Source organism: Candidatus Fukatsuia symbiotica, from assembly GCF_003122425.1.
Taxonomy (GTDB): domain Bacteria; phylum Pseudomonadota; class Gammaproteobacteria; order Enterobacterales; family Enterobacteriaceae; genus Fukatsuia; species Fukatsuia symbiotica.
On the sequence record NZ_CP021659.1, the window covers coordinates 403,190 to 424,514 of the forward strand.

Here is a 21,325-nt window from a genome sequence, read left to right on the forward strand (position 1 = left end):
CTCTTGCTTACAATGTCATCTGTTCCAGGCGACATCCATACAGTGCCGCCAATTTCTTTCGGGTTTTCTTCTGTGGTGTCGAATCTACGGATTCCCACTGAGAAACGGCTGATTGAGTAGCTTGTAGTTTTTCGGCAACCTCATACTGAGACATACCGAGATAAATGCGCCAGGCCGCGATTAGGCTAATGTCCTGATTAACCATGATTGAGATAACGTCATGTGGGATAATTTCATCATCGTGATGATCAGCTTTGTACGGCACAGACTCGTAATCATCATCAGTATTATCAACTAGCTTTTCATAATCAGTAACAGGTAAAAGCACATATAAGGGCTTGCCTGTTTCGTCGTTAATGTATTGTAATTTAGTCATTATGTTTATCTCAATTTTATAAGATATCAAGTTATAAATGTATACGAAGGAGCAAGTAGATTTACTCTCTTTTAATAGGTTTTTGACGCTCTGCGCTTAATTTGCTGTATTGTGCAGATTACAGGTTCACCGTCAGTGACTTCAAAGATTATCCTGTAGTTGCCTACCCGAATTCTATATTGATTATCAGTGGTTCGGAGCTTTTTTATATCGAGTTCAGTGGTTGGGAAGGTAGTCAATTTGCTAACTTTTTCACTGATGGCTTTTCGATAACGGGGATCTATCATAACAAGTTGTTTAGATGCTCGTCGCAACCAGTTTATCTTAACCATTGTTTCCTCATATTTGAAAAGCATATGCACTGATAATTAGACAATAAGTGAATATTCTGATTTTTTCAATATAAATCTAATTATTTTATTCCAAAGGCATCAGAGTTACTATTTATTAAACATTCTTTCGGCTATTTAAGGCTGCGCATCGCGTGGCCTTTTTTTATTTTAGCGCCTGCCAAATCAATATTAATCCCCCTTTAACGAAAGGCGTGGCGCTAATCCACTACACCGCATCTATCCCTACAGGGGACAATCATTCTCCCTAGGGAGGTGGAGCTTCAGCTATGGAAAAACTGACCACCGGCGTTGCCTACGGGGCTTCCGCCGGTAGCATCCTGAATGGTTTGCTAAACAGCTACAGCCCGGAACAATGGAACGCCATTGGCGTGCTCGCGGGCGTCTCTCTGGCGGTGCTGACCTATTTGACCAATCTGTATTTCAAGATTAAAGAAGACAGACGCAAGAGCGGGACAAGCCAATGAGTAAGTTAAGCAAACCCATGCTGGGACTGATTTTGGCAGGGACGACAGCGACCGCCATTCTTGCACAATTTCTGCATGAAAAAGAAGGTAATCGGCTGAAGGCCTATCGAGATGGCGCGAATGTGTGGACAATTTGCCGCGGTGCGACACGAGTTGATGACAAGCCGGTAATGCAAGGCCTGCAACTCAGTGCAGAGAAATGCGAGCAGGTTAACAAATTTGAGGTGAATAAGGCGATTGCCTGGGTAGAACGTCATGTTCAGGTGCCGTTAAGCGACGCCCAGAAAGCCGGTATTGCCTCGTTTTGTCCGTATAACATCGGTGCAGGCAAATGCCTTTCCTCTACCTTTTATCGCAAACTCAATGCCGGTGACTACCACGGTGCCTGTGCTGAAATTAAACGCTGGCTATTTGACGGCGGTAAAAATTGCCGCATTCGAGCTAATAACTGTGCAGGTCAAGTGATGAGACGCGCGCAAGAAAGTGAACTCACCTGTTGGGGACTCGATGTTTAATCGCTTATTTTTTATCCTGATGAGTCTCATTCTGCTCGTCAGTCTGGTGGCGGTTTATTACCATGCTGAATCAGAAAAAAAAAGACAGCGTCATCAAAATGATAAGGAATGAGCGCGATAACCTCTTTATCATGCTCCAAACAACGCAAAAGCAACACCAACAAATAGCCGTGCTTGATAACAAACACACCCAGGAATTAACCGATGCTAAAACTCAGCTCGCGGCCCTTGAACGTGATGTTCTTGCTGGCCAGCGTCGGATGCAGCTCGCTGCCCGCTCTGAAAAATTGCCCGCCACCCCCACGGCCACCCGCCTGGATGATGCTGCCGGTGCCCGACTTGACGACGCCGTTGTCAACGATTATTTCCGTCTCCGAAAAGGCATTGAAATAGTCACGCAGCAAATTGCAGGCTTGCAGGCGTACGTTACCCAGGTTTGTTTGGCTCAATAAATAATCGAAAAGATAACGTTGGGTTACGGTGTTAGCGCCATGCGCATTTCAAATGCCGAGGGTAAATTCACCCGTAATAACCATGATTCAAGCTATTTCTTCATGTTCATGAAATTCACTTTTATCGACATAACGCGACGACATGTCGATCGCATCAACACAGGAGCACCCTATGTACACCATCAAAGTGACTTTCGGCAACGGTCAAGGCGAAGTCGGCTATCCTAGCGCCCATTGGGGCTGGAACCGCAATGCTCAGCGCCTTGATATCGTTTCCGAGGGTATCAGTGATGCCATTCATCTTGCGCCCTCCGATACGGTCTCGGTGCTTAATGCCGCAGGCCAGCCGGTAGCGACCTATACCCATCTCGATAAATCCCCCTAACCCAAGGAATGCTCACCATGGCAAAACCTGACTGGGAGGCCATCGAATCGGCTTACCGCGCGGGTGCGTTGTCTGTCCGTGCGATAGCAAAACGCTATCAGGTACCTGAATCGACCCTCAGGAAGTTTGCAGTAAGAAACGCGTGGCAAAGAGACCTGACCGAGAAAGTGGCAGCAGCCACAAAAGATAAAGTGGTGCGCAGTGCGGCTGTGCGCACTTTTTCTACTAAAAATACCGTGCGCACCGACCACGATATTATTGAACAAGCTTCGGATGAAGCCTTATCTGTCGTCCTGTCCCATCGTGTGGCCTTAGCCGGTTGGCGGCAGATTGCCAACCATCTGAAAGCCTTCCTCAGCAGCATCGTTATCACCGAAGACAATCATGCCTCGCTCGCTAGAACGCTCAGCGCCGGGGTGGATGCTCAGCTGAAACTGATTAAGGGTGAGCGCGATGCCTATGGCCTGAACAACGAGACGGCCCCGGCGCAGAGAAAGAGTTAGCACAATGGATGAAAGACCTTGCGGAAGGCAACGCCCATGGCATTCAATGCGACGCTGAAAGCACAGTTAGCTGACCGTTTTTGGCGTCTTAACCACCTGTATTTTATTACCGATAAACACGGTCGCAAAATCCGTTTTACGATGACGGCGCAGCAGCGTGCCTATTTCACGGGCATGCATACCCGTAATCTGATTTTGAAAGCCCGCCAGCTGGGCTTTACCACCGAGGTGTGCCTTATCCAACTGGATGCCGCACTCTTTGAGTCAGCCAAATGTGCCTTGATTGCACATACCTTAAACGATGCCAAACGCCTGTTCCGCGAGAAAGTGAAATACGCCTACGACCATTTGCCTGACCTTCTTAAACGTGCTAATCCCGCCCGCAATGATTCCGCAGGCGAATTGGTGTTTCACAACGGCGGCTCACTGTACATCAGCACCTCCTTTCGCGGTGGCACCTTGCGCTATTTGCATATTTCCGAATTCGGCAAGCTGTGTGCCAAATTTCCTGAGAAAGCCCGTGAAATCGTCACCGGTGCCTTTGAAGCGGTCGCCACAGACTGCGTGGTCACCATTGAATCGACAGCGGAAGGGCGTGCGGGGTATTTTTTCGATTATTGCCAAACAGCGGAAAAAGCCTTACTCAGCAACAAACCCTTAGGCCCATTGGATTGGAAGTTCTTCTTCTTTTCCTGGTGGAACAATCCGCAGTATGCCTTGCCAGTGAGCAGTCCGTTGCCGCCGCGCTTGCAAGCCTACTTTAGCGAGCTGCAAACCAAACAGTCGATTAGGCTAACGGCGGAACAAAAAGCCTGGTATTACGCCAAAGAAAGCACACTGGGTGACGACATGAAACGCGAGTATCCGTCAATCCCGAGCGAGGCCTTTCAGCAATCGATTGAGGGCGCATATTACGCCAATCAGTTCCGTTATCTCTATGAGAATCAGCGCATTGGTACCTTACCGGCTAATCCGCACCTGCCGGTGCACACCTTTTGGGATTTAGGAGTAGGCGATGCCACGGTTATCTGGTTTGTCCGTGAGGTCGGCAGTGAATTTCACCTGATGGATTATTACGAAAACAGTGGCGAAGGCCTGCGGCATTACATGCAGGTATTGAAAGCCCGCGCCTATCACTACGGTGAACACTGGGCACCACACGATATTGATAATCGAGAATTGGCTGGCGACGGTAAAAGCCGTCGGCAACTGGCTTATGAAGGTTATGATTTGGACGGTGACATTTACCGCATCAATTTCAGGGTAGTCCCACGACTGTGTATCGATGAAGGCATTGAATCGGTACGCGAAATCCTGCCGCGCTGTGCCTTTGATAGCGTTACCTGTGAGCAAGGATTGAGCCACCTGGAGCGCTACCGCAAAGCCTGGGATAACCAGCATGGCTGTTGGAAAGACAAACCCTTGCACGATGCCAGCTCCCATGCCGCCGATGCGTTTCGCTATTTTGCCGTCGCCAAAAGAAATCACCGTCAGCTCAGGGGACAGGTGACCCCCTTAAGACTGTAACGGCCCTCCACAGTCGCGTTGACAACCCATGAGAGTCAAACCATGTCCGATATTGCTACTCCCCATCTCGACTACCCCAGCCTGTTGGCTGCCTGGGACATCAATGACGCCCTGATGGGCGGCACCTTATTCCTGCGGCAACAGGGCGAAAGTTATTTACCGCGCTGGACTAACGAAGAGGCACACAGTTATCAGCAACGCCTTGCTGTCGCGACCTTACTGCCCGCTTACGAGGAAACTCTCAAAAATAACTTAGGTCGTGTCTTTTCAGAACCGACCCAATTGAGTGAGTCCACCCCCGCCGTGATGGTCGAGTACTGCCAGGATATGGATTTGCTGGGCAACCGGCTGGATGTTTGGGCGCAAGCGTATTTCAGCTTGGCGCTGCAATACGGCGTGGCGCATGCACTGGTTGACTATCCCCGTGTGGAAACATTGAAAACCCGTGCCGAGGAAAAAGCCCGTGGCGCCCGTCCCTATGCGGTGTTGATTAACCCCCGTCAGGTCATCGGCTGGCAATCCAGCCACCAGGGAGGGCCGGTCCAGCTGACAGAATTGCGAATTAGAGAAGAGATTGTCGTCGAGACCGCCCCTTACCGCCAACAGAAAATCGCGCAAATCCGCAAGTTGACGCCCGGTCGGGTTGAACTCTACCGTAAAATCAGGCAAGCCGACGGCACTGACCGCTGGGCACTGCACGACAGCTGGGCCACCTCTTGCCCGCGTATTCCGCTGGTCACGTTGTACAGCAAACGCACCGGTTTTATGTGTGGCGCCCCGCCGCTATTGAATCTGGCGTTACTCAATATCAAACACTGGCAAAGTCAGAGTGAGCAAGACAATATTTTGCATGTGGCCCGGGTGCCCATCCTCAATGTGTTTGGTCTTGAAGCCGGCGAAAAGTTGACCATTGGTGCCTCAAGCGCGACACACTTTACTGACCGCACCAAACAGGGCAGTGCGTACACCGAACATTCGGGCGCCGCCGTAGGAGCAGGCAAAGAGGCACTGACGGATTTGGTCGAGCAGATGCGTCAAGCCGGTGGCAAGCTGTTGCGCAGTCAAAACAGTAGCACCAAGACCCTCGACCAAGTGAGCGAAGAGCGCCTACAAGAACAATCCCCGCTCTACACCCTGTCTAACTCGCTAGAAGATGCCCTCGATACCCTGTTGCAACTGATGGCAGACTGGTCAGGCGAAAAAGACGGCGGCAAGGTGAACATTCGCACCGAGCTTGAAACCACCCAGCAAGCCTTCAATGCCCCGGCCGCCCTGGCGATACAGGCACTGCGGCAAGGCGGGATATTCGTCAGGTGGATGCCATCCGCGCCTTACAGGCACTGAACCTTATTGATGCCGATGCCAACCCGGAAACCCTGTGTGATGAACTTAACAATTTGCCACCGGATTTGCTGTAACGCCCGCGTGGCATCGTGAGGTAACGCGCAGGCTGTATAAAAACACCCCGTTATCCTCATGCCATCAAACCGGTTTTTCTATTAAGGGGTTACCATGTCCACTGTCAACCAGCGGCTGCGTGATGAAGCCCTTGCACACAGTCTGTTTCAATCCCGCTACGCCCACGGTGTGGCTAAAGAAAAGGTGGCGATACTCAATCAATATGATGCTGAACTAACCGCCCGACTTTTCGGGAAATTGGAGAAGGTTAATCCGCAACACATCGAAGTCAAACAGTTAGCCCGCTTGTTAGCCTGTGTCCAAGAGGTGAATCAGCAGGCAATGAGTACCCTGTATTTATCGCTCAGCGAGGAATTGCTAGCCTTTGCCGAGCACGAAGCGGGTTATCACTGCCGTCTTGTTGATAAGCTGCTGCCTGATGTGGTGCTACACCGCTATCCCTTAGCGATTATCACCGCAGAACAGGTTTACGCGGCAGCGATGGCGCAGCCCTTTCAAGGGCGTTTACTGCGCGACTGGGTCAGTCATCTGGAAAGCGATCGCTTTCAGCGTATCAACAACGCGGTAAAAAACGGGTTTCTCTTGGGTGATACCATCGAGCAAATTACACGCAAAGTACGCGGGAGCAGGGCAAAACAGTATCAAGATGGGGTACTGGACATCAGTCGCAAAAATCTCACCAGTGTGGTCAAAACCGCTGTTAACCATGTTTCAGCGGTAGCACGGGATAAATTTGCTGAAAATAACGCCGCAATGATAGACAGAAAACAGTGGCTCAGTACGCTGGATAACAAAACCTCATCACCCTGTGTTATCCGTGACCGTTTGTGCTACACCCTAGCCGGCCAGCCACTCGGCCACAAAATCCCCTATCTGCAAGGACCGGGACGCCTGCACTTTTGCTGTCGCTCAACGGAGACACTGGTCATCAAATCCTGGCGCGCCCTGGGCATTGACTTAGATGAGCTGGACCCGGGCACACGCGCCAGCCTGGACGGGCAAGTGCCTGCGGATACCACCTATGCTGACTGGTTACAGCAACAACCCTACGCGCGGCAAGTCCAGGTCCTGGGTAAAACCCGCGCCAAAATGCTGCGAAATGGGGGACTGTGTCCCGACGTATTTTTCAGCGACAAAGGGAATCAACTTATTGAATAAATAACCAAATTTTTAAGGAAACACGGAGGATGACTAAATCCCGTAATAAATTTACGATTTTTAGTCAATAATGGAGACGTTTTTTATAAGGCACTTAGCAGATCCATTCAACCATGGACTTTAAAATGAGTGTTTTTTTATAGTAATTTTATGTTTTTGATCTTAGTATTAATTTATAAAAAATAGTACTCTCACTAACATTTATTAAAATGCATTAGTGCTAATTTTAAATAAAGAGATATCATGTCAAAAATACCTTCATACTACTCGGCTCGTGTTATAACTTCACCATGTCCTAGAGATATCATGACGCCACATGAAAAAAACAATAAAATTGATGAAATAAATGAAAAATTAACGTCATCTGATGAAAAATTAAGGTTATCTGATAATAAAGGTTTATCAGAAGATGAACGCAAATCTTTTAGGTCTGATCTTCTTTGTTTTAGCAGATTACATTCTTATGAAATAGATAGTGCGTATAAAGAAATCTTTAAGAGAATAATAGTAAAGTGTTATTTAAAAACTATTGATTTTCATCCAAAGACAGAAAATGAATTGAAAAACCAAGAAGAAAAATTTTCTGATATAGAAAGATTTTCTGCTAAAGAAAATTTTGATCTTCAGAAGGATCTTCCGGGAAATGGTATTCAAGATTATAAGGATGTATTTTATCATAATTATGCCAGCCATTTACTTGATTCTAAACCAGTTACAGCAGAAATCGCAGCTAAGATTCATGAAATTTATACTAAAAAAATAAGTGACAGAGCAGAATGTACTAATATTATCGTTGAAAAATTATGGACAAATTTTAAAAAATTACAAGAAGCAAATCAACAAATGAAGGAAAGAAAAAGTATCTCAATAAAGCTGAATTTATTGGAGAAAAACTTTAATGATTTGATCGAAAAACATGAAATTGATATCCCTGATAGCGTTACTGAGAATATAAAGTCTTTGAAAAAATATTCTCATTTATAAGAAACTTTAAAACAACTCGATGCATAATGATTTTTTACCACTACCATTGATAGTCATGTCAATTCATTGAATACATTACCGGAACGGCTGCGTGAAACTACTCATATAAAGTAAAAGTCGAATATTGTCAACGTGAATGATAAAACACCAGCTATACCATCAAGAAGATTGGTGAATACCATTTATGGAGATTGCTCAATACATTTTGTCGAAAAAGTGATCTCCTTCAATGGTATTCACCGATCTTCTTGACAGTAATAGGCACACCTGACATGACCAATGTAACCCACCCAAACAACTTAACATGTTCTCTCATCACGTAAAGTAGCAAAAACTGGACATTTTAAAATAGCGTTGATAACCAACTTTACACAGGCCACCCCAGGGTGGCTTTTTTTATGAACAGCTGTGAGCGGAGGCGACACAGCGCCCGGGTCGGATGACCGGTTAACCCAGCCTATGGGCGGAGACAATAGCAATGAAATTACACCTCGATACAGAAGGAAAAGCGGTACTGGAAAACGGCATGCCGGTGTATTTGCATGAGGACGGCAAAGCGATCCCCTTTGATGCGGTGGCGGCCTTGAACAAAATTAGCGCACTCAATGGGGAAGCCAAAAGCCACCGTGAGGCCAAGGAAGCACTCGAAGCCAAGCTCAAGGCCTTTGCCGGCATTGACGACCCGGCGAAAGCCCGTGAAGCACTGCAAACGCTCACCCACATCGATCAAAAGAAATTAATCGAGGCCGGTGCGGTCGACCAGGTGAAAGCACAAATCACCCAAGCCTTTCAAACTCAGCTTGACGAGGCCAGCAGCAAAAATAAAACCCTGGAAGCCCAGTTGTATCAAGAGATGATTGGCGGACGTTTCAGCAGCTCGACGTTTATCCAGGATAACCTGGCGATCCCGGCGGATTTGGTGCAAGCCCGGTTCGGTCACGCATTCAGCATTGACGCGGGCAAGGTGGTTGCCACGGATGCGGCAGGCAACAAGGTGTTCTCACGCCGTCAGCCCGGGGAAATCGCGGAGTTTGAGGAAGCCTTAGAATACCTCATCGAACAGTATCCGCACAAAGACCACATTCTGAAAGCCTCCGGCCACCGTGGCGGCGGTTCACAACCCACACCCCAGCAGCACGGACACAAAACACTCAAACGCAGCGCCTTTGATGCCTTGGACATCGGCAGCAAACAGGCCGCACTCAAAGACGGTATCCTTACCGGCTAGGGCACGGAAAGTATTCTCTAGTAATAGGGCCGCATTGGATAATGTCACCCTGTCATCGCCAGAGGTGGCCTGTGTTTGCAGGTTATCTTGTCGTTCTCCTCGTTTAAATTCACCGCTGGGCTGATCAAAGTACGCAGGATAGATATGTGCCTTGTCGTCTTCTCCTTTTTCTACAAGATAGTAATCGCCAGTTTTATCGAGGATAACCGCATGTTGATAACGCTTATCCTGCATAAAGTGACGCAAACGGAGTTCAAGGATCCCCACCGCGAGGTTGGGGATCGTCGCACCTAACACCAGATCACCCTCGTTCTGGTGGATCACGGTATTCAATTGGTCCATGGAAACAGAATGCAGGATAATAACGTCTATCGCTGGGTTGGTTGTGAGATCTTCGTTATCAATGGTGAGGGTTTTGCTTATGTTGGGGGTATGGTAGAGATGATAGACATCGCTGCCTGCTTTTCCTTTTAGGTGGTCATTACCCTGAACGCTGGATAAGGCGTTGTTGCTGTCATCGCCCTCTATGGTATCCTTATACGCTGTGTCTCCCAATACTAATGTCATCGATTTCGGTAGTACCGTTTTTTGACCACCGACCGTTATCTCGCTCTGTCCTTGCGCATTTTTCTGTATGAGTTCAATCATACTTTGCTCCGCTGCCGCACTACCAAGAAAGGCGCTTCTTTTACTGTCAAAGATCGGTACATATTGTGCCGACAGCACCGGCAGTGACCAGGTACACAATCCGCTTTCATTGGTCGTTTTGTCATCAACCTGAAGCGTTTTTGGCCAACTGTTCGTATCGATTTGCAGGCCATCACGGGTGGTTAAGCTATAACGGTTGTGCAATTTAAGCTGTTTGCCATCCTCAGAGCGCTGATAGGCATCTTCTAAATCAAGTTGGGTAGTGGTACCGTTGTCGTTAGCGAGCAGGATACGTAGCGTATAATTGTCTCTGTTTTGCCATCCTCCGTTTACCCACGCGTGGTTTTTTATCATTAATATGATGGATTGGATTTGCTGTGCATCCTGTTTTAATACCAGGTGGTTGTTTTCTGCTACGGCACTGCCTGTGTCTATAATCGTTATCTCCGCGTTTTCCGTACGGATATTCTGCAAAATAATATAGCTATCTTCTTCTGTCCCGCCGTCAGCCCAACCCTGTTCCAGGGTGAGAATGTCATTGCCACCCATGCCATAGAGCACACTGTACCCACCTTGACCATTGAGTTGGTTGTTAGCCTCATCACCCTGTATCCAATCACCCAGTGTAGCGTCCCCGATAACCGTATTAATCTTAGCAATATCGGCTTTCAATGCTGGCAAAGCATCCGCATCGATCTCTCTTGAAAGATCAAAAGAACGATTGGACGGTTTTCGATTATCCAAAAGCACCACATATTGCGCCGACAGCACCGGCAATGACCAGCTTTCTACCCCTCTCACTGTCTTTTTATCGGCTACGGTTAAGGTTTCTGGCCAGCTCGTTGTATCGATCTGTATACCGTCACCGGTGGTTAAGCTATAGCGATTCTGTGCCTGCAGTTGCCTACTATCCACAGAGCTCTGATAGGCGTCTTCTAAATCGAGTTGGGTGCTGGTGCCGTTGTCGTTAGCGAGCAGGATACGTAGCGTATAATTGTCTCTGTTTACCCACTTTTCGTTTACCCAGGCGCGGTCTTTTTTTACTAAGGCGATGGATTGAATTTGCGGCGCAGAGTGTTTTAATAGCACATGGTTGTTCTCTGCAGAGGCACTGCCGGTATCTATAATCGCTATCTCGGCGTTTTCTGCGCTGGCATTTTGCAAAATAATGTAGCTATCTTCTTCCGTTCCGCCGTCAGCCCGACCCTGTTCCAGCGTGAGAATATCATTGCCCCCCATGCCAAAAAGTGTACTGTAACCCCTTGGCCATTGAGCTGGTTGTTATGTGCATCACCCACTATGCGATCAACAAGTGTCGCGTGCCCCATAATGTGTTCAATATCCCTAATTATTGCCACCCGATTAGTCGCGACCCCCTGTTGTAGTAACAAACTAATTCTTCTCTAAGATCAATTGAATAACCGCTAATCCCTGAAGGTGTTGCTGCAATAATTAGGGTATCCTCGCCCGCTTTTCCGTAAAAGCGACTCCCCTCGAAGTCGCTGGTAGCAGAGCTTTGATTGTCATTACCTAAATAAAATAGATCATTTAAGGTATCACCCACGTAGTGCTTCTTCCCTTTCCCGCCGAGGAAGGTATTCTTTCTTCCTTTATATCCGAATGCACTGTCGTTGCCGTCCCCGAGATTAAACAGAACGATGCCATCTGCCGCTCCATTTGCCAGATTATCGAAGCGCACCGCGTTTTTTATAGATCCCGAGGCGGCGACAACATAATCATCCACTTCCTTAAAAACCGGGGTGTAATAGTATTCTCCGGTTTTTGTGGCCTCAAAATCACCGATTTCTAATGCGTATTCACGTCCTAATCTTCGTTTTTCTTTCTCCAGGTTTTCTCCCTCGATTCTACTCGCTAACGCTTTATAATAATCAACATAGGCACTATCTAATTGCCAATAGGGATGCGATACCAAATCAAAATCTTTACCACTGTAAACATAGTGGTAAATCGGGGTGATACCCCGCTCTCTCATCATACTCCTGGCCGTATTGCGTAAAAATTCATCACAAGTTTCACGATACACTGACCGCTGGGTTTCAGCCATTTTGTCTTGTATCGCCTTCGAGGGGTGGCTCCCCCAAAATACCCGCCAGCCGGTATTCCATTTTTCATCCACCGTTAAATAAATATGTTTCTCTATTTCTTTAACTTGACGTGCCGCCGAATAGCCTAGACCTGCCAGCATCAAGACGCCGCCCACAGCAAGACCAATGGGCCCTGCCGCCACAGCAGCAGTACCGCCGGCGATAAAAGCACCCGTCACCGCCAGGCCAACGGCAGCACCTGCCACCGAGAGGCTACCCGAGACGATCAGATCTTGCCGGATATCTGGGTCAGTCTCGGTAGCCAGTTGTGAGAACGATCGATAGGCGCCATAGATATCAAAACCCACACCCACTAAACTTAACGCGGCACCGCCTACTTTGATAAAGCGCGCTTTTGTCGCCATGTTGCCACCGAGTTTCGCCGCACTGCTACTCACTGAGGCAGTCATTCTACTCAGCCCATATTGTCCGATATCAACGGCGAAATTCGTGTTAATAGAAGCAATGGCAAAATTACGCTCAAATTCAAGCTGCTGCCTTTTTTCTGGCGTTAATCCCTGCTGCTTTAATGCCTCCTCATAACCGGCGATAGCTTTATATCCTAAATAATAACCGAGACCAGACATGCCCAAGCCGGCATAGCCAGTGACATTGCTAACCCGATGCCAGCGACTTTTTGGCTGCAGCGATGGCATCAGTGTCGGTTTGACGGTAAGCGTTCCGTCAGTGTTAACGAGGGTATGGCGATTAACTTTGCCGAGTAAGGCCAAGGTCTTTTTTGCAATTTTCTGCTCTTGCAGTAACCCCCGTGCTAATAGCGGCGAGGTATCCCCATCGATCCCGTTCATTCTTTGCCTGATCAGACGCAGCCCCGGTTCAAAAGCCGGATCATTGAGATTATTTTTCGTTAAAAAATCGTGCAATTGTTGAGGCCGAAAGCGAAGGGTTTTTAACGATGCACTGTCAGTATCAGTAAAATGCTCCAGAGTCCTGGGTTTGCCCTCAAAAATGGCCCCCATATCCAGGAGGATATTAGTGGGCAGCGTCACGCCGTCGAGGGTGACAGAGGATAAGAGCGTACGGGCGGCCACCTCATTATTGAGTGAGGTTTGAAATTCGCCAAGGGGGGTGAGCGCGCGGGCCTGTTCAATATTCACTTGATAGGCAGCAAAAGCGTATCTTGTGCCTGTTTTTTCAATGCCATACTGCTGAGAACGCGTCTGGCCGGCCGCGTTTGTCCCTTGTAAATAGTTGTCCAGTAGGCCGTGTAACGCCGGGCGATGTTCGCCCGTACTCAGCGCAGTTAAATCAACACTCCCCACCTGAGGATCATACAATGAATAAGTGTAACCGGATCCACTTTGATGAATATGTAACGCCACCGAGTGGTGCGTGCCTTTTAACAAATAAGCCCCTGCGGCAGGCGTTGCACCGAATAAATCCTGTACGTTATGACGGGTAAAAATCGTCGGATTGTCGACAGAGAGAGCTGAGCTATTTTTTAGCTGTTCGAACTGACCATGCAGGTAATCACTGTAAGCCATTTCACTCCCCGAAGCACTGCCATCGATAAGCCGCGCTCGCCGCCCCGCATCGGCAGTTAAGCCAGCGGAAAAAATATCATATTGTGTTTTTCCTGCCTGTTTGGCGTCTAAAAAAGCCAAAGACCAGGCATCGCTATCGCGCCCGCTGTCGATTCCCTTTCTGAGGGAATACGAGGGGGGAATCAAGTGCGTGTTAGTCTCCACCCCTGGATTCACTTTTTGAGTATTAGCACCCGCTTGAAAAAATTCACGGGCCCGCTGTTGTTGCTGCTGGTGTAAGTGCTGTTGTTGCGCTAAGGCGTCCTGTAGGCTTAAATTTGCTTGCTCATTATAAGTTGCAGGATCTTGCAACAGCTGTCGAATAGCCTTATCCCATGCTTGACGGTTTTCCGGACTATGCGCGTGGAGCAGTAATTTCTGGCTATCTAACTGCCCATCGGATAAATGAAAAGCTTCGGTGAGAAGGTCGCGTGAGGCCATGTCCAATGATTGTATTGTTGTGCGTCCGTCGGCTACCTGATCTAACAGCTCTGTTGTCCGATGTAGTTTAGTGGGCAAATTATCGGGAACTGGCGTCATCGGCAGATTAACAGGCTGGATTGGCTTCACTGGATGATTAAATCCGGCATTGCCACCGGGCATGCCGGTTTGTCTCGGTGTGGGAGCCTGCTCAACAAGATCTTGGATAATGATATGGCCTTCAGCAGACGTGGTCAGTGGAACGATATAATCCACAGTGACTGAACTCCGGAAAGGTAGAGGTTCATTATCTGCATCAAGATCGCTGATCCCAGTAATTTGACCTAATTTAACCTGGATATTTTCTGCGCGAATGCCGGTTAAATTTTCATTAATAAAGCCGAGTATCATTTTTTGAGTATCGTCCAATGATTGCCCATTCCATCGTGTTGCTTCCGTTTGTTCATCGAGTGCATCATCTTGCACCACAAGTGTGCCATCGGGCAAAAACGCCACTTGTTCAGCCTTCACGAATCCGCTCACGTCTTTTTCACCGATAAAGAGCATGCTCACAGATGGGTTAGGGGTCAAGGCTATGGTTCTTCTAAATGCTTGCAGTGCATCTTGTGGCACATCAGCTGGATTGCCATTCGGTGAATAAAGGTTTAGATGCTCTCCATGCATACCGATAAGGAACCGACGCCCCTGATCTTCTTTTAGCCACTGTCCCGCCGCACGCATCGCATCTTCATCATGTGCTTGCACCACGACTATTTGGTAGAGAATGGAGGGGATCGAGCTCTCAGTCGGCTCACCTGAATAGGATAGCGGAGGTCTACTCTCTCGCACAGTGGGCGCAGTAACGGGAACGGAAGGCATAACCGAAAATGTATGAGCGGGTCTTGGTGGTACCGGAGGAGGTATATCCACGGGTTTGGGTGGGACTTCAAATGCACGAAATTTTTCGGAAGAGAGTAGGCTTGGATCGTCTAGTTTCATCTGTGTTGCGTGATCAATGGGAGGTTTGTAATGCCCGCTCTCGTTGGTCCATTCTAGCAATTCACCGTTGCTAAACGTTAACTCTCCAGCATAATAGACGCTCTCGGCGTCTACAAATGAGACTGAACTATCTTTATGTCTCACAGTCAGCGATGAATGTCCCTGTGCATCATCTTCATGAGCGACTATAATTTTTCCGGCATTTTTTCCGATAGGATTGACAAAAAAATATTTTCCATCTGGCGGTATTTTTCCATTCGGTGTGACTTCATTTATTAGGATATAAGTTCCATCTGTTGCTCTTTTTAGTTCAAAGATAGATATTGGCGCAGCGGGTGTTTGGTCACGCATGACAGAAGGCAATTCTGTCCTTACAGAAGGTTCTGCTGTCATTGTATTAAATCTTTTGGTTACTTGAGAGGTAGGTGAGAGTACATGATCAATTTGTGTCACGAGGCGCATGAGCTGAGGTGTGAAAACTATACGCTCATAAATATCAATACATTGATACATCGCATTTAACGCAATTTTTATATTTTCTGACTTTAAACCATGCTCATTCAGTAATTGCTTAAATTGCCCCTTAATAATAAAAATTTTTTTATTTTGCTCACTGAGATCTTTATCCTGATTTAAATAATATTCAGCCAGTACATTGCGAATATTATTCAATCCTGGTAATATTTCTCCGCTGTCTACTATTTTTATGAATTCAGTAATATATTTATCAAATTCGTTTAATGAAGGTAAGCTATCACCCCATACAATCATTTTAACTTGTTGTTGTCCATCACTGCTGGTTGTCACAGATAATGAATTGTAACTACGATTACGATAAACAATATAGCCTTGTTGATGAATATCTCTAATAACCTGTTGTGTATCTTCCCAGCGGGTTGTTAAAAAAGTTTTTCCTTCAGGTGTTATTACAAATAACCGCTGATCTTGTTCAGGGAATGGATTATCCATTTCGGAACCATGGTTTACTAACGTGCCTCCTTGATAACCTGCTTCTTTGGCCACTCTATTCAAATCGTTGATATCATCACGGAGCCATACGGGTAAACGCCCTTTTTCAGTATCACTCTGGCGTCTGGCAATTTGCCCCAAGCCCTGCTCAGAAATAAGCTGAGTAATTTCTTTTAGTGAGTGCTTTCTACCTCCTAACGTTTTAAGATCAACCACATTCTGCAGCTTCGGAGCAACCATAAACAAATCGTAATCTGCTGTCAAAGGTGTAGTGATTCCATTGATTTCTTTACCAATGACCTCTACTGGGCGCCAAGTAAAAGTTTCATTTAAGGTTGAAGCAGCAGTCGGTAAAGTTCGATAATCAACCGTATAATTATTGTCGTCTTGTTTATTTAAACGGAATTGATATGTATCAGCTCCTTTATGCAGAATAATTATTTCTCCGGTTGTAGGCTGCCAATTTAAAATACCTTTGTCTTGTAATTCTTTTAATCGATCCATGTCAATACGCAGAATGGTTTTCTTGATTGAACCCTGACTATCATTAATTGAATGAACATTATTGGCATTTCCTTTAATAACGGCATCATGATTACCAAACTGTTTACTTAAATCCTGATCAAAGGGAATATAACCTGCCATCGGTCCCCAATCTGCACTTTTACCATGTACCTCCATCCCTTTAGTTGCAGCGCCTTGCTTAATTAATGAGGTCGAAAGGCCATTGACTGGACGAAATATAAAAAAAGTATCTTTTCTTTTAGCCAGTTTAATAAATTGCTTGACATGTTCATCGACAATACCAGATGCTTTAATTGCATCTTCTCCTTCTATAACTGGAACAAAATTACTAAAGGAGTGATGTTGTTGGCTGTTTGTCATCATATATTCCTGGTTCGGTTAAATGGTAAAACTATTTTAAATCGCAAATTTTAAAAGATAATTTCACTTTAATTGACAAGAGTAAAAAATACATCATTTTTATATAAATGATGATTATTAATATTGTATCAGGTCGTTTTTTTATATGAATATAATTTGTATTAATTGAAGAAAAATAACAACAATAAATTGCTTTATAAATACTATTTTTAATTAATTTTATTAAACAGCGCTATTAAATGACCGTTCAAAACTATACATTTTTATAATTTAAGGATGATGCTTTATAAAATTAATCCGTTAACGAAAGAAGATTAATTAGCAATGAGCCAGTGAAAGAGTGGTTAACGAAAATGTGATCGGTGTGCTTAAGCGTTTCAGAATTATTGCTGAAAAATATCGCAACAGGCGAAAAAGGTTTGGACTTAGATTTAATCTTATTGCCGGAATATATAACTGGGAGCTCAATTTGCGACATATACCCTGACACAGGGCAGGGCGGGATTCCACTTTGCTAATTTTTTAACCAAAAATAAGTTTACTACGAAAATCGGCTGATCAGGCGGCTCGTCTACGTTTACTGGCAATACTATCTTGTTTACCTTTGTGCTGTTTAATCACACCCAACGCGACGCGATTGAAAAGAGCGACATGGGCTGCTCCATCCGGAGCTTTTATCAAGAGTTCATCTTCTCTAAACACCACATCCAATACCCAGTGAAGTTGATTTTCTATCCCCCAATGCAGCCGAATTGCCTGTGCCGCTTGTTCTGCATTCAGCGGTAATGAGCTGACATACCAACGTGACCGACAGTGGGTGACATTATTTTTTGTTCGTTCACTAGCGACCTCAATGAAAGTACGAATGGTAGGCCATTTCGCTTTTAATTCATTGGGTAATTCCGCATTAATTTGCATAACCGTACGTTTTTCTATCCGGCCATGCCACTGATTAGTCTGCGTATATTCGTGCAATTTATCGCTATCATAGGCAAAAGCAAATTGCTGTTTTACCTGTTCAAACAGCTTCTTTTGAGTCGCTTTAAGCTGCACCACAAAATTGCCTTTACGTTGCGTGATAAGTGATGAAGTTGAGGTTTGGCAATGCAATGAATCGAGCGTCACAATAGCATTATCCAGCGCTAACGCGTCAATGCTCTGACGGGCTAATTCTCCTTCTTTTCCCTTATTGTTCGCCGCTTTTTGATAAAGCGTAATACCAGCATCAACATCATAGGCACTCACCACATGCAGCGCAGTGCAAATCTCTTCAGACCAGGTTCTCCGCAAGGTTTTACCGTCGATGGCAAGCAACGTCTTACCGGCTCGTTGGCGTCGTTCGTTAATCCATAAAAACAAGGATTGAATCAGCAAATTTGTATCTAATGCATTGATGATTTTAGCAATACAATGACGACGTGGGCTCCCACCATGATAAGAGCCATATTTTTTTAGCCAATCGAGCTGAGCTTCGCCAAAATCCTGGATGGATTTCCATCCCGAGGCCCCACTTAACACGGCGGCAAAAAACAGGAAAATAACATCGAGCAGGTGATGTTTGATATTAATATCTTTACGCGGGTCAGGGATCAGGGCTAATTGCTTTAAAATACTCATGATTACATATTCTTTAGGATACATAATATTATGAGCTTACTGCCTATTATTAGTTCACATTAAAGTGGGATCCCGCCCTGCCCTGTACTGTAGATTACTCAACGTACACTTCCACTAGCGTACGTATTTATTTTGCCAATGATGTCCGTTTGCACGCCTTTTTTTTGAACATAAGGATCCATATGAAGACAAACGTGCTTCATTGCCAGGCAACCATCGATAAAGCCTTCCGCGACTTGTATTTTTCTGCGGATTTCACTTTCGGAGCATTTCCATTTTTTAGCGATGACGCGTTTAGGGATACAATAAACATAATGTGCCAGAATAAGCGTTAATTCTTCCGGTTTACGCACTGCTTTTAAACGTCCTACCGCATGATCAATAATCATTCCATCATCGTCACTGCATGAAATTGTTTTATTTGGACTCGCTGGAAAGAGTCCTTTAAATCCCGCCGCGATAGGTGAATAATCCATCCTTGAACTATATCTTGCCCAAGTCCCCCAACGCTCTAGTATTAAATTTATATCTCTCATGTCATTTCCCTTGTTAACATTGAATTATTTATAGAATAAATTTCATTTTATATTTGATCATATAAACCGACCGTAAAAAATCACTTTTTTATTATTAATAATTAGTAATTATTATAAAAGTTATATTCTGATTGTTAATTTATTTGAATGTTTGTATATCGATTGTTGCGTTTACTAAAGGGTCGAAAATTTAATCTCGTTTATTTCTTTTACTATTTGATTGTAAAGCAGATAATTGATTGTAGATCGTATCCAGTTTTGTGTCTATGATGTTCTGAACACGGATGTGATCCTCGCGTCGTACGTATTTTAATGGCAGATCAGCACGAAACTCCAAAAATGTCCTCTCTGAGCGGCTAGCCGTTTTCACGTTCTGATAACAGGCCATTTCCAATGCGGAAAAACGTTCATGGAAGCGCTTTTCTATTTGTGTGAGTAATATTCGGCCTGCTGCAAATAAAAAACCAAAAAAACTCAACAATAAACTGATTAATGTCCAAATTTCTAATTCGACTTTCACAGTGTTAACCCAACCCATTGATGTAATCAAGTAACCCATTAACTTGCGCTTTTAGTGCTTGACATTGTTCACCGTTGTCATTGATGTTGGCGAGGATATCTCGGGCGGTGACGCCACTGGCGTATAATTTGCCATCAGCGGGTACGCCGCCACTGGGCGTTGGGATAATGCTGCCGGTAAGGGCGGTATTGTCGTTCGTGGGTATGCCGTTCGCTTTGTTGTATTGCTGCACGAAACCACGAGTAAACACACACTGCATAGGGTGACTTTGACCCTGTTGGTCAATATAACGCTGGGTGAAATCATTGATTTTCCTTTGTAATTGCGCATTGTTGGTGGTTAAGCGCTGCCGGGTGGAGAGGTAGGTTTGTTCGAGTTGATTAGCGCGAAGTGTTTGTTGCTGATAACGCTCTATTGCAATCTGTAATTCAGCGAGATGGGCTTCTGCCTGCTGTTGTTTTTTTTGGCTAAATTTTGCCTGTTGCTGTGCTAAGGCACGCTCTCCTAACGCTTTAGCATGTTGAAAACCATGGGTGTGTCCGGTGTAATACAGGCTGGCCATTAGCACTGTGCACAATGTTAAGCCCAGCATGCCCAAGACGATAGAGGTTTTATTCCACACAATAACTGCCTCCCCATAGCAGGTAACGTGGCGCGAGTGTATGTAGGATCCGTTGCGGATAGTGGCGATTTTCACGCCAATTGGCCTGAGAGCGTCCTGCATTGACGGTTTCGACCTGTTTGAACCATCGCAGGTGATCTAACTCTTTTTGAACTGCCAGTTTTTGATCTCGCTGAACCCATTTTAGTCCACCGTTATAGGCTGAAAGGGTCATCGCCATCTGTTCACAGTCATTAGCCGCTTGGATGCGCCACCATAACCAGCGGTCGTAGCTGATCAATGCCCGAATGCCCCACGAAGGATTAAAGGGCTGATTAGCACGTAAAGCGGGGATCATATTGCTGAACCAGCGTGCAGTAGACGGTATAAACTGTGCAAGCCCTTGTGCGCCTTGTGGTGACATGGCACTGGGTATCCAGCTACTTTCTTGGTGGAACTGGGCGGCAAAATCAGCAATAGGGGCATTGATCCCCCATTCGATTCGTGCGTTACGGATCACATCGGTTCGATAAGGCAAGGATGCCGGTGCCGGATTGGCTACGGCGGTATTGCATGCGATCATTGATAGAAAAATAATGAACAATAATCGTTTGCAGGAATGAAGTCGGTAAGGAAATGTATTCATGATTTATAAACCTATCGCCACTGCGATACATACCGCGGCGACAATCAAGGCTCTGCGGATCATGATCGCTGAAAATACTCGTTGATCCCCCCTTGATACCGGGTAACGGTTTTTAGCTGTTACATCACCTTCATCACAGAGGTACTGATCGGGGCGGGCTTTAGGAAACAGTGAGCGATCAAGCCAATAGCCCAGTACCGCCGCCAACGTGATCAGAGAAAGTTTGTAGATGACAACCGGTAACTGTTGCGGCGAAATAAGACTGATAATCGCAAGGAGTAAAATAGAAGTGATGATCCAGCCACTCAGGCGGGGTTTATTTATTTTTTTCATGTGATTTATCTCGTGATGAATGGGTCAATCTCGTTTTATTTTGAAACGGACTGTCATGAGGTTATGTTATTTATAATAAGTAAAACCTCACACTATGATAAAAAAATGATAGCGTGAGGATAGCGCCAGGTTTTTAAG

Annotated in this window: 19 protein-coding genes and 2 pseudogenes; 11 read left to right on the forward strand and 10 right to left on the reverse strand. The window is 45.8% G+C overall.

All coding sequences use genetic code 11. The features are described from left to right. Window positions 1-7: 7 nt before the first annotated feature. Both CCS41_RS01935 and CCS41_RS01940 read right to left on the reverse strand, forming a co-directional pair. Window positions 8-376: a helix-turn-helix domain-containing protein gene (locus CCS41_RS01935; protein WP_072551175.1), complete on the reverse strand. Its 369-nt coding sequence runs from the start codon at window positions 374-376 to the stop codon at window positions 8-10. A 71-nt stretch (window positions 377-447) separates the two neighbouring features. Then, on the reverse strand, window positions 448-708 hold the full coding sequence (locus tag CCS41_RS01940; protein ID WP_072551174.1) for a type II toxin-antitoxin system RelE family toxin: 261 nt from the start codon (window positions 706-708) through the stop codon (window positions 448-450). A gap of 287 nt (window positions 709-995) precedes the next feature. Here CCS41_RS01940 and CCS41_RS01945 point away from each other — a divergent pair, with 287 nt between their 5' ends. The 10 genes and pseudogenes from CCS41_RS01945 to CCS41_RS01990 all read left to right on the forward strand — a co-directional run bounded on the left by CCS41_RS01945 (window position 996) and on the right by CCS41_RS01990 (window position 9,364). Continuing rightward, the gene (locus CCS41_RS01945; protein WP_119797098.1) at window positions 996-1,193 is read left to right on the forward strand and encodes a class II holin family protein; all 198 of its coding nucleotides are present in this window, start codon (window positions 996-998) and stop codon (window positions 1,191-1,193) included. After that, on the forward strand, window positions 1,190-1,708 hold the full coding sequence (locus tag CCS41_RS01950) for a lysozyme (protein ID WP_119797099.1): 519 nt from the start codon (window positions 1,190-1,192) through the stop codon (window positions 1,706-1,708). Before CCS41_RS01945 ends, CCS41_RS01950 begins: the two co-directional genes overlap by 4 nt. 62 nt (window positions 1,709-1,770) lie before the next feature. Then, on the forward strand, window positions 1,771-2,160 hold the full coding sequence (locus CCS41_RS01955) for a lysis protein (RefSeq protein WP_119797100.1): 390 nt from the start codon (window positions 1,771-1,773) through the stop codon (window positions 2,158-2,160). Window positions 2,161-2,302: 142 nt separating this feature from the next. Beyond that, a complete protein-coding gene (locus CCS41_RS01960) occupies window positions 2,303-2,545 on the forward strand; it encodes a hypothetical protein (RefSeq protein WP_162920494.1) in 243 nt (80 codons plus the stop codon). Between the two features lie 17 nt (window positions 2,546-2,562). Next, window positions 2,563-3,048 (forward strand): hypothetical protein, encoded by a 486-nt coding sequence (locus tag CCS41_RS01965; protein ID WP_119797102.1) that lies wholly within the window; start codon window positions 2,563-2,565, stop codon window positions 3,046-3,048. Between the two features lie 36 nt (window positions 3,049-3,084). After that, the gene (locus tag CCS41_RS01970) at window positions 3,085-4,575 is read left to right on the forward strand and encodes a terminase large subunit (protein WP_119797103.1); all 1,491 of its coding nucleotides are present in this window, start codon (window positions 3,085-3,087) and stop codon (window positions 4,573-4,575) included. 42 nt (window positions 4,576-4,617) lie between these two features. After that, window positions 4,618-5,993: pseudogene (locus CCS41_RS01975) on the forward strand (DUF4055 domain-containing protein). A 94-nt stretch (window positions 5,994-6,087) separates the two neighbouring features. Then, window positions 6,088-7,152, forward strand: a complete 1,065-nt coding sequence (locus tag CCS41_RS01980) for a hypothetical protein (RefSeq protein ID WP_119797105.1) — start codon at window positions 6,088-6,090, stop codon at window positions 7,150-7,152. A 243-nt stretch (window positions 7,153-7,395) separates the two neighbouring features. Then, complete coding sequence (locus CCS41_RS01985) at window positions 7,396-8,136, forward strand: hypothetical protein (protein ID WP_162859954.1); 741 nt, start codon at window positions 7,396-7,398, stop codon at window positions 8,134-8,136. Window positions 8,137-8,614: 478 nt separating this feature from the next. Then, window positions 8,615-9,364 (forward strand): DUF6651 domain-containing protein, encoded by a 750-nt coding sequence (locus CCS41_RS01990; RefSeq protein ID WP_119797106.1) that lies wholly within the window; start codon window positions 8,615-8,617, stop codon window positions 9,362-9,364. On the opposite strand, the gene CCS41_RS01995 is transcribed toward CCS41_RS01990, so the two are convergent. Together CCS41_RS01995 and CCS41_RS02000 are read right to left on the reverse strand one after the other, a co-directional pair. Next, the gene (locus CCS41_RS01995; protein WP_119797107.1) at window positions 9,251-11,251 is read right to left on the reverse strand and encodes a hypothetical protein; all 2,001 of its coding nucleotides are present in this window, start codon (window positions 11,249-11,251) and stop codon (window positions 9,251-9,253) included. The genes CCS41_RS01990 and CCS41_RS01995 overlap by 114 nt on opposite strands. Before the next feature lie 109 nt (window positions 11,252-11,360). After that, on the reverse strand, window positions 11,361-16,937 hold the full coding sequence (locus CCS41_RS02000) for an anthrax toxin-like adenylyl cyclase domain-containing protein (protein ID WP_119797108.1): 5,577 nt from the start codon (window positions 16,935-16,937) through the stop codon (window positions 11,361-11,363). Window positions 16,938-17,262: 325 nt separating this feature from the next. Between CCS41_RS02000 and CCS41_RS02005 the strand changes: the two are divergent. Next, window positions 17,263-17,421 (forward strand): annotated as a pseudogene (locus tag CCS41_RS02005) (IS5/IS1182 family transposase); the annotation flags it as partial. Between the two features lie 71 nt (window positions 17,422-17,492). On the opposite strand, the gene CCS41_RS02010 reads toward CCS41_RS02005, so the two are convergent. The 6 genes from CCS41_RS02010 to CCS41_RS02035 all read right to left on the reverse strand — a co-directional run bounded on the left by CCS41_RS02010 (window position 17,493) and on the right by CCS41_RS02035 (window position 21,187). Next, a complete protein-coding gene (locus tag CCS41_RS02010; RefSeq protein WP_119797109.1) occupies window positions 17,493-18,551 on the reverse strand; it encodes an ISAs1 family transposase in 1,059 nt (352 codons plus the stop codon). A gap of 98 nt (window positions 18,552-18,649) precedes the next feature. Continuing rightward, window positions 18,650-19,087, reverse strand: a complete 438-nt coding sequence (locus CCS41_RS02015) for an antiterminator Q family protein (RefSeq protein WP_072550813.1) — start codon at window positions 19,085-19,087, stop codon at window positions 18,650-18,652. 190 nt (window positions 19,088-19,277) lie between these two features. After that, the gene (locus CCS41_RS02020; protein WP_072550816.1) at window positions 19,278-19,607 is read right to left on the reverse strand and encodes a hypothetical protein; all 330 of its coding nucleotides are present in this window, start codon (window positions 19,605-19,607) and stop codon (window positions 19,278-19,280) included. A 4-nt stretch (window positions 19,608-19,611) separates the two neighbouring features. Beyond that, complete coding sequence (locus tag CCS41_RS02025) at window positions 19,612-20,229, reverse strand: hypothetical protein (RefSeq protein WP_240313800.1); 618 nt, start codon at window positions 20,227-20,229, stop codon at window positions 19,612-19,614. Next, window positions 20,219-20,791: a transglycosylase SLT domain-containing protein gene (locus tag CCS41_RS02030; protein ID WP_072550812.1), complete on the reverse strand. Its 573-nt coding sequence runs from the start codon at window positions 20,789-20,791 to the stop codon at window positions 20,219-20,221. The genes CCS41_RS02025 and CCS41_RS02030 overlap by 11 nt, the downstream gene beginning before the upstream one ends. Window positions 20,792-20,857: 66 nt before the next feature. Further along, the gene (locus CCS41_RS02035; RefSeq protein WP_119797110.1) at window positions 20,858-21,187 is read right to left on the reverse strand and encodes a putative holin; all 330 of its coding nucleotides are present in this window, start codon (window positions 21,185-21,187) and stop codon (window positions 20,858-20,860) included. Window positions 21,188-21,325 lie beyond the last annotated feature (138 nt).

Bases quoted from the DNA above. Each gene is read 5' to 3' on its own strand.
- CCS41_RS02015 (WP_072550813.1), bottom strand. From the start codon at position 19,087: ATGAGAGATATAAATTTAATACTAGAGCGTTGGGGGACTTGGGCAAGA.
- CCS41_RS01980 (WP_119797105.1), top strand. From the start codon at position 6,088: ATGTCCACTGTCAACCAGCGGCTGCGTGATGAAGCCCTTGCACACAGT.
- CCS41_RS01985 (WP_162859954.1), top strand. From the start codon at position 7,396: ATGTCAAAAATACCTTCATACTACTCGGCTCGTGTTATAACTTCACCA.
- CCS41_RS01945 (WP_119797098.1), top strand. From the start codon at position 996: ATGGAAAAACTGACCACCGGCGTTGCCTACGGGGCTTCCGCCGGTAGC.
- CCS41_RS01990 (WP_119797106.1), top strand. From the start codon at position 8,615: ATGAAATTACACCTCGATACAGAAGGAAAAGCGGTACTGGAAAACGGC.
- CCS41_RS01940 (WP_072551174.1), bottom strand. From the start codon at position 708: ATGGTTAAGATAAACTGGTTGCGACGAGCATCTAAACAACTTGTTATG.
- CCS41_RS02035 (WP_119797110.1), bottom strand. From the start codon at position 21,187: ATGAAAAAAATAAATAAACCCCGCCTGAGTGGCTGGATCATCACTTCT.
- CCS41_RS01935 (WP_072551175.1), bottom strand. From the start codon at position 376: ATGACTAAATTACAATACATTAACGACGAAACAGGCAAGCCCTTATAT.
- CCS41_RS02000 (WP_119797108.1), bottom strand. From the start codon at position 16,937: ATGATGACAAACAGCCAACAACATCACTCCTTTAGTAATTTTGTTCCA.
- CCS41_RS02030 (WP_072550812.1), bottom strand. From the start codon at position 20,791: ATGATCGCATGCAATACCGCCGTAGCCAATCCGGCACCGGCATCCTTG.
- CCS41_RS01960 (WP_162920494.1), top strand. From the start codon at position 2,303: ATGTCGATCGCATCAACACAGGAGCACCCTATGTACACCATCAAAGTG.
- CCS41_RS01955 (WP_119797100.1), top strand. From the start codon at position 1,771: ATGCTGAATCAGAAAAAAAAAGACAGCGTCATCAAAATGATAAGGAAT.
- CCS41_RS01965 (WP_119797102.1), top strand. From the start codon at position 2,563: ATGGCAAAACCTGACTGGGAGGCCATCGAATCGGCTTACCGCGCGGGT.
- CCS41_RS01995 (WP_119797107.1), bottom strand. From the start codon at position 11,251: ATGGGGGGCAATGATATTCTCACGCTGGAACAGGGTCGGGCTGACGGC.
- CCS41_RS02010 (WP_119797109.1), bottom strand. From the start codon at position 18,551: ATGAGTATTTTAAAGCAATTAGCCCTGATCCCTGACCCGCGTAAAGAT.
- CCS41_RS01950 (WP_119797099.1), top strand. From the start codon at position 1,190: ATGAGTAAGTTAAGCAAACCCATGCTGGGACTGATTTTGGCAGGGACG.
- CCS41_RS01970 (WP_119797103.1), top strand. From the start codon at position 3,085: ATGGCATTCAATGCGACGCTGAAAGCACAGTTAGCTGACCGTTTTTGG.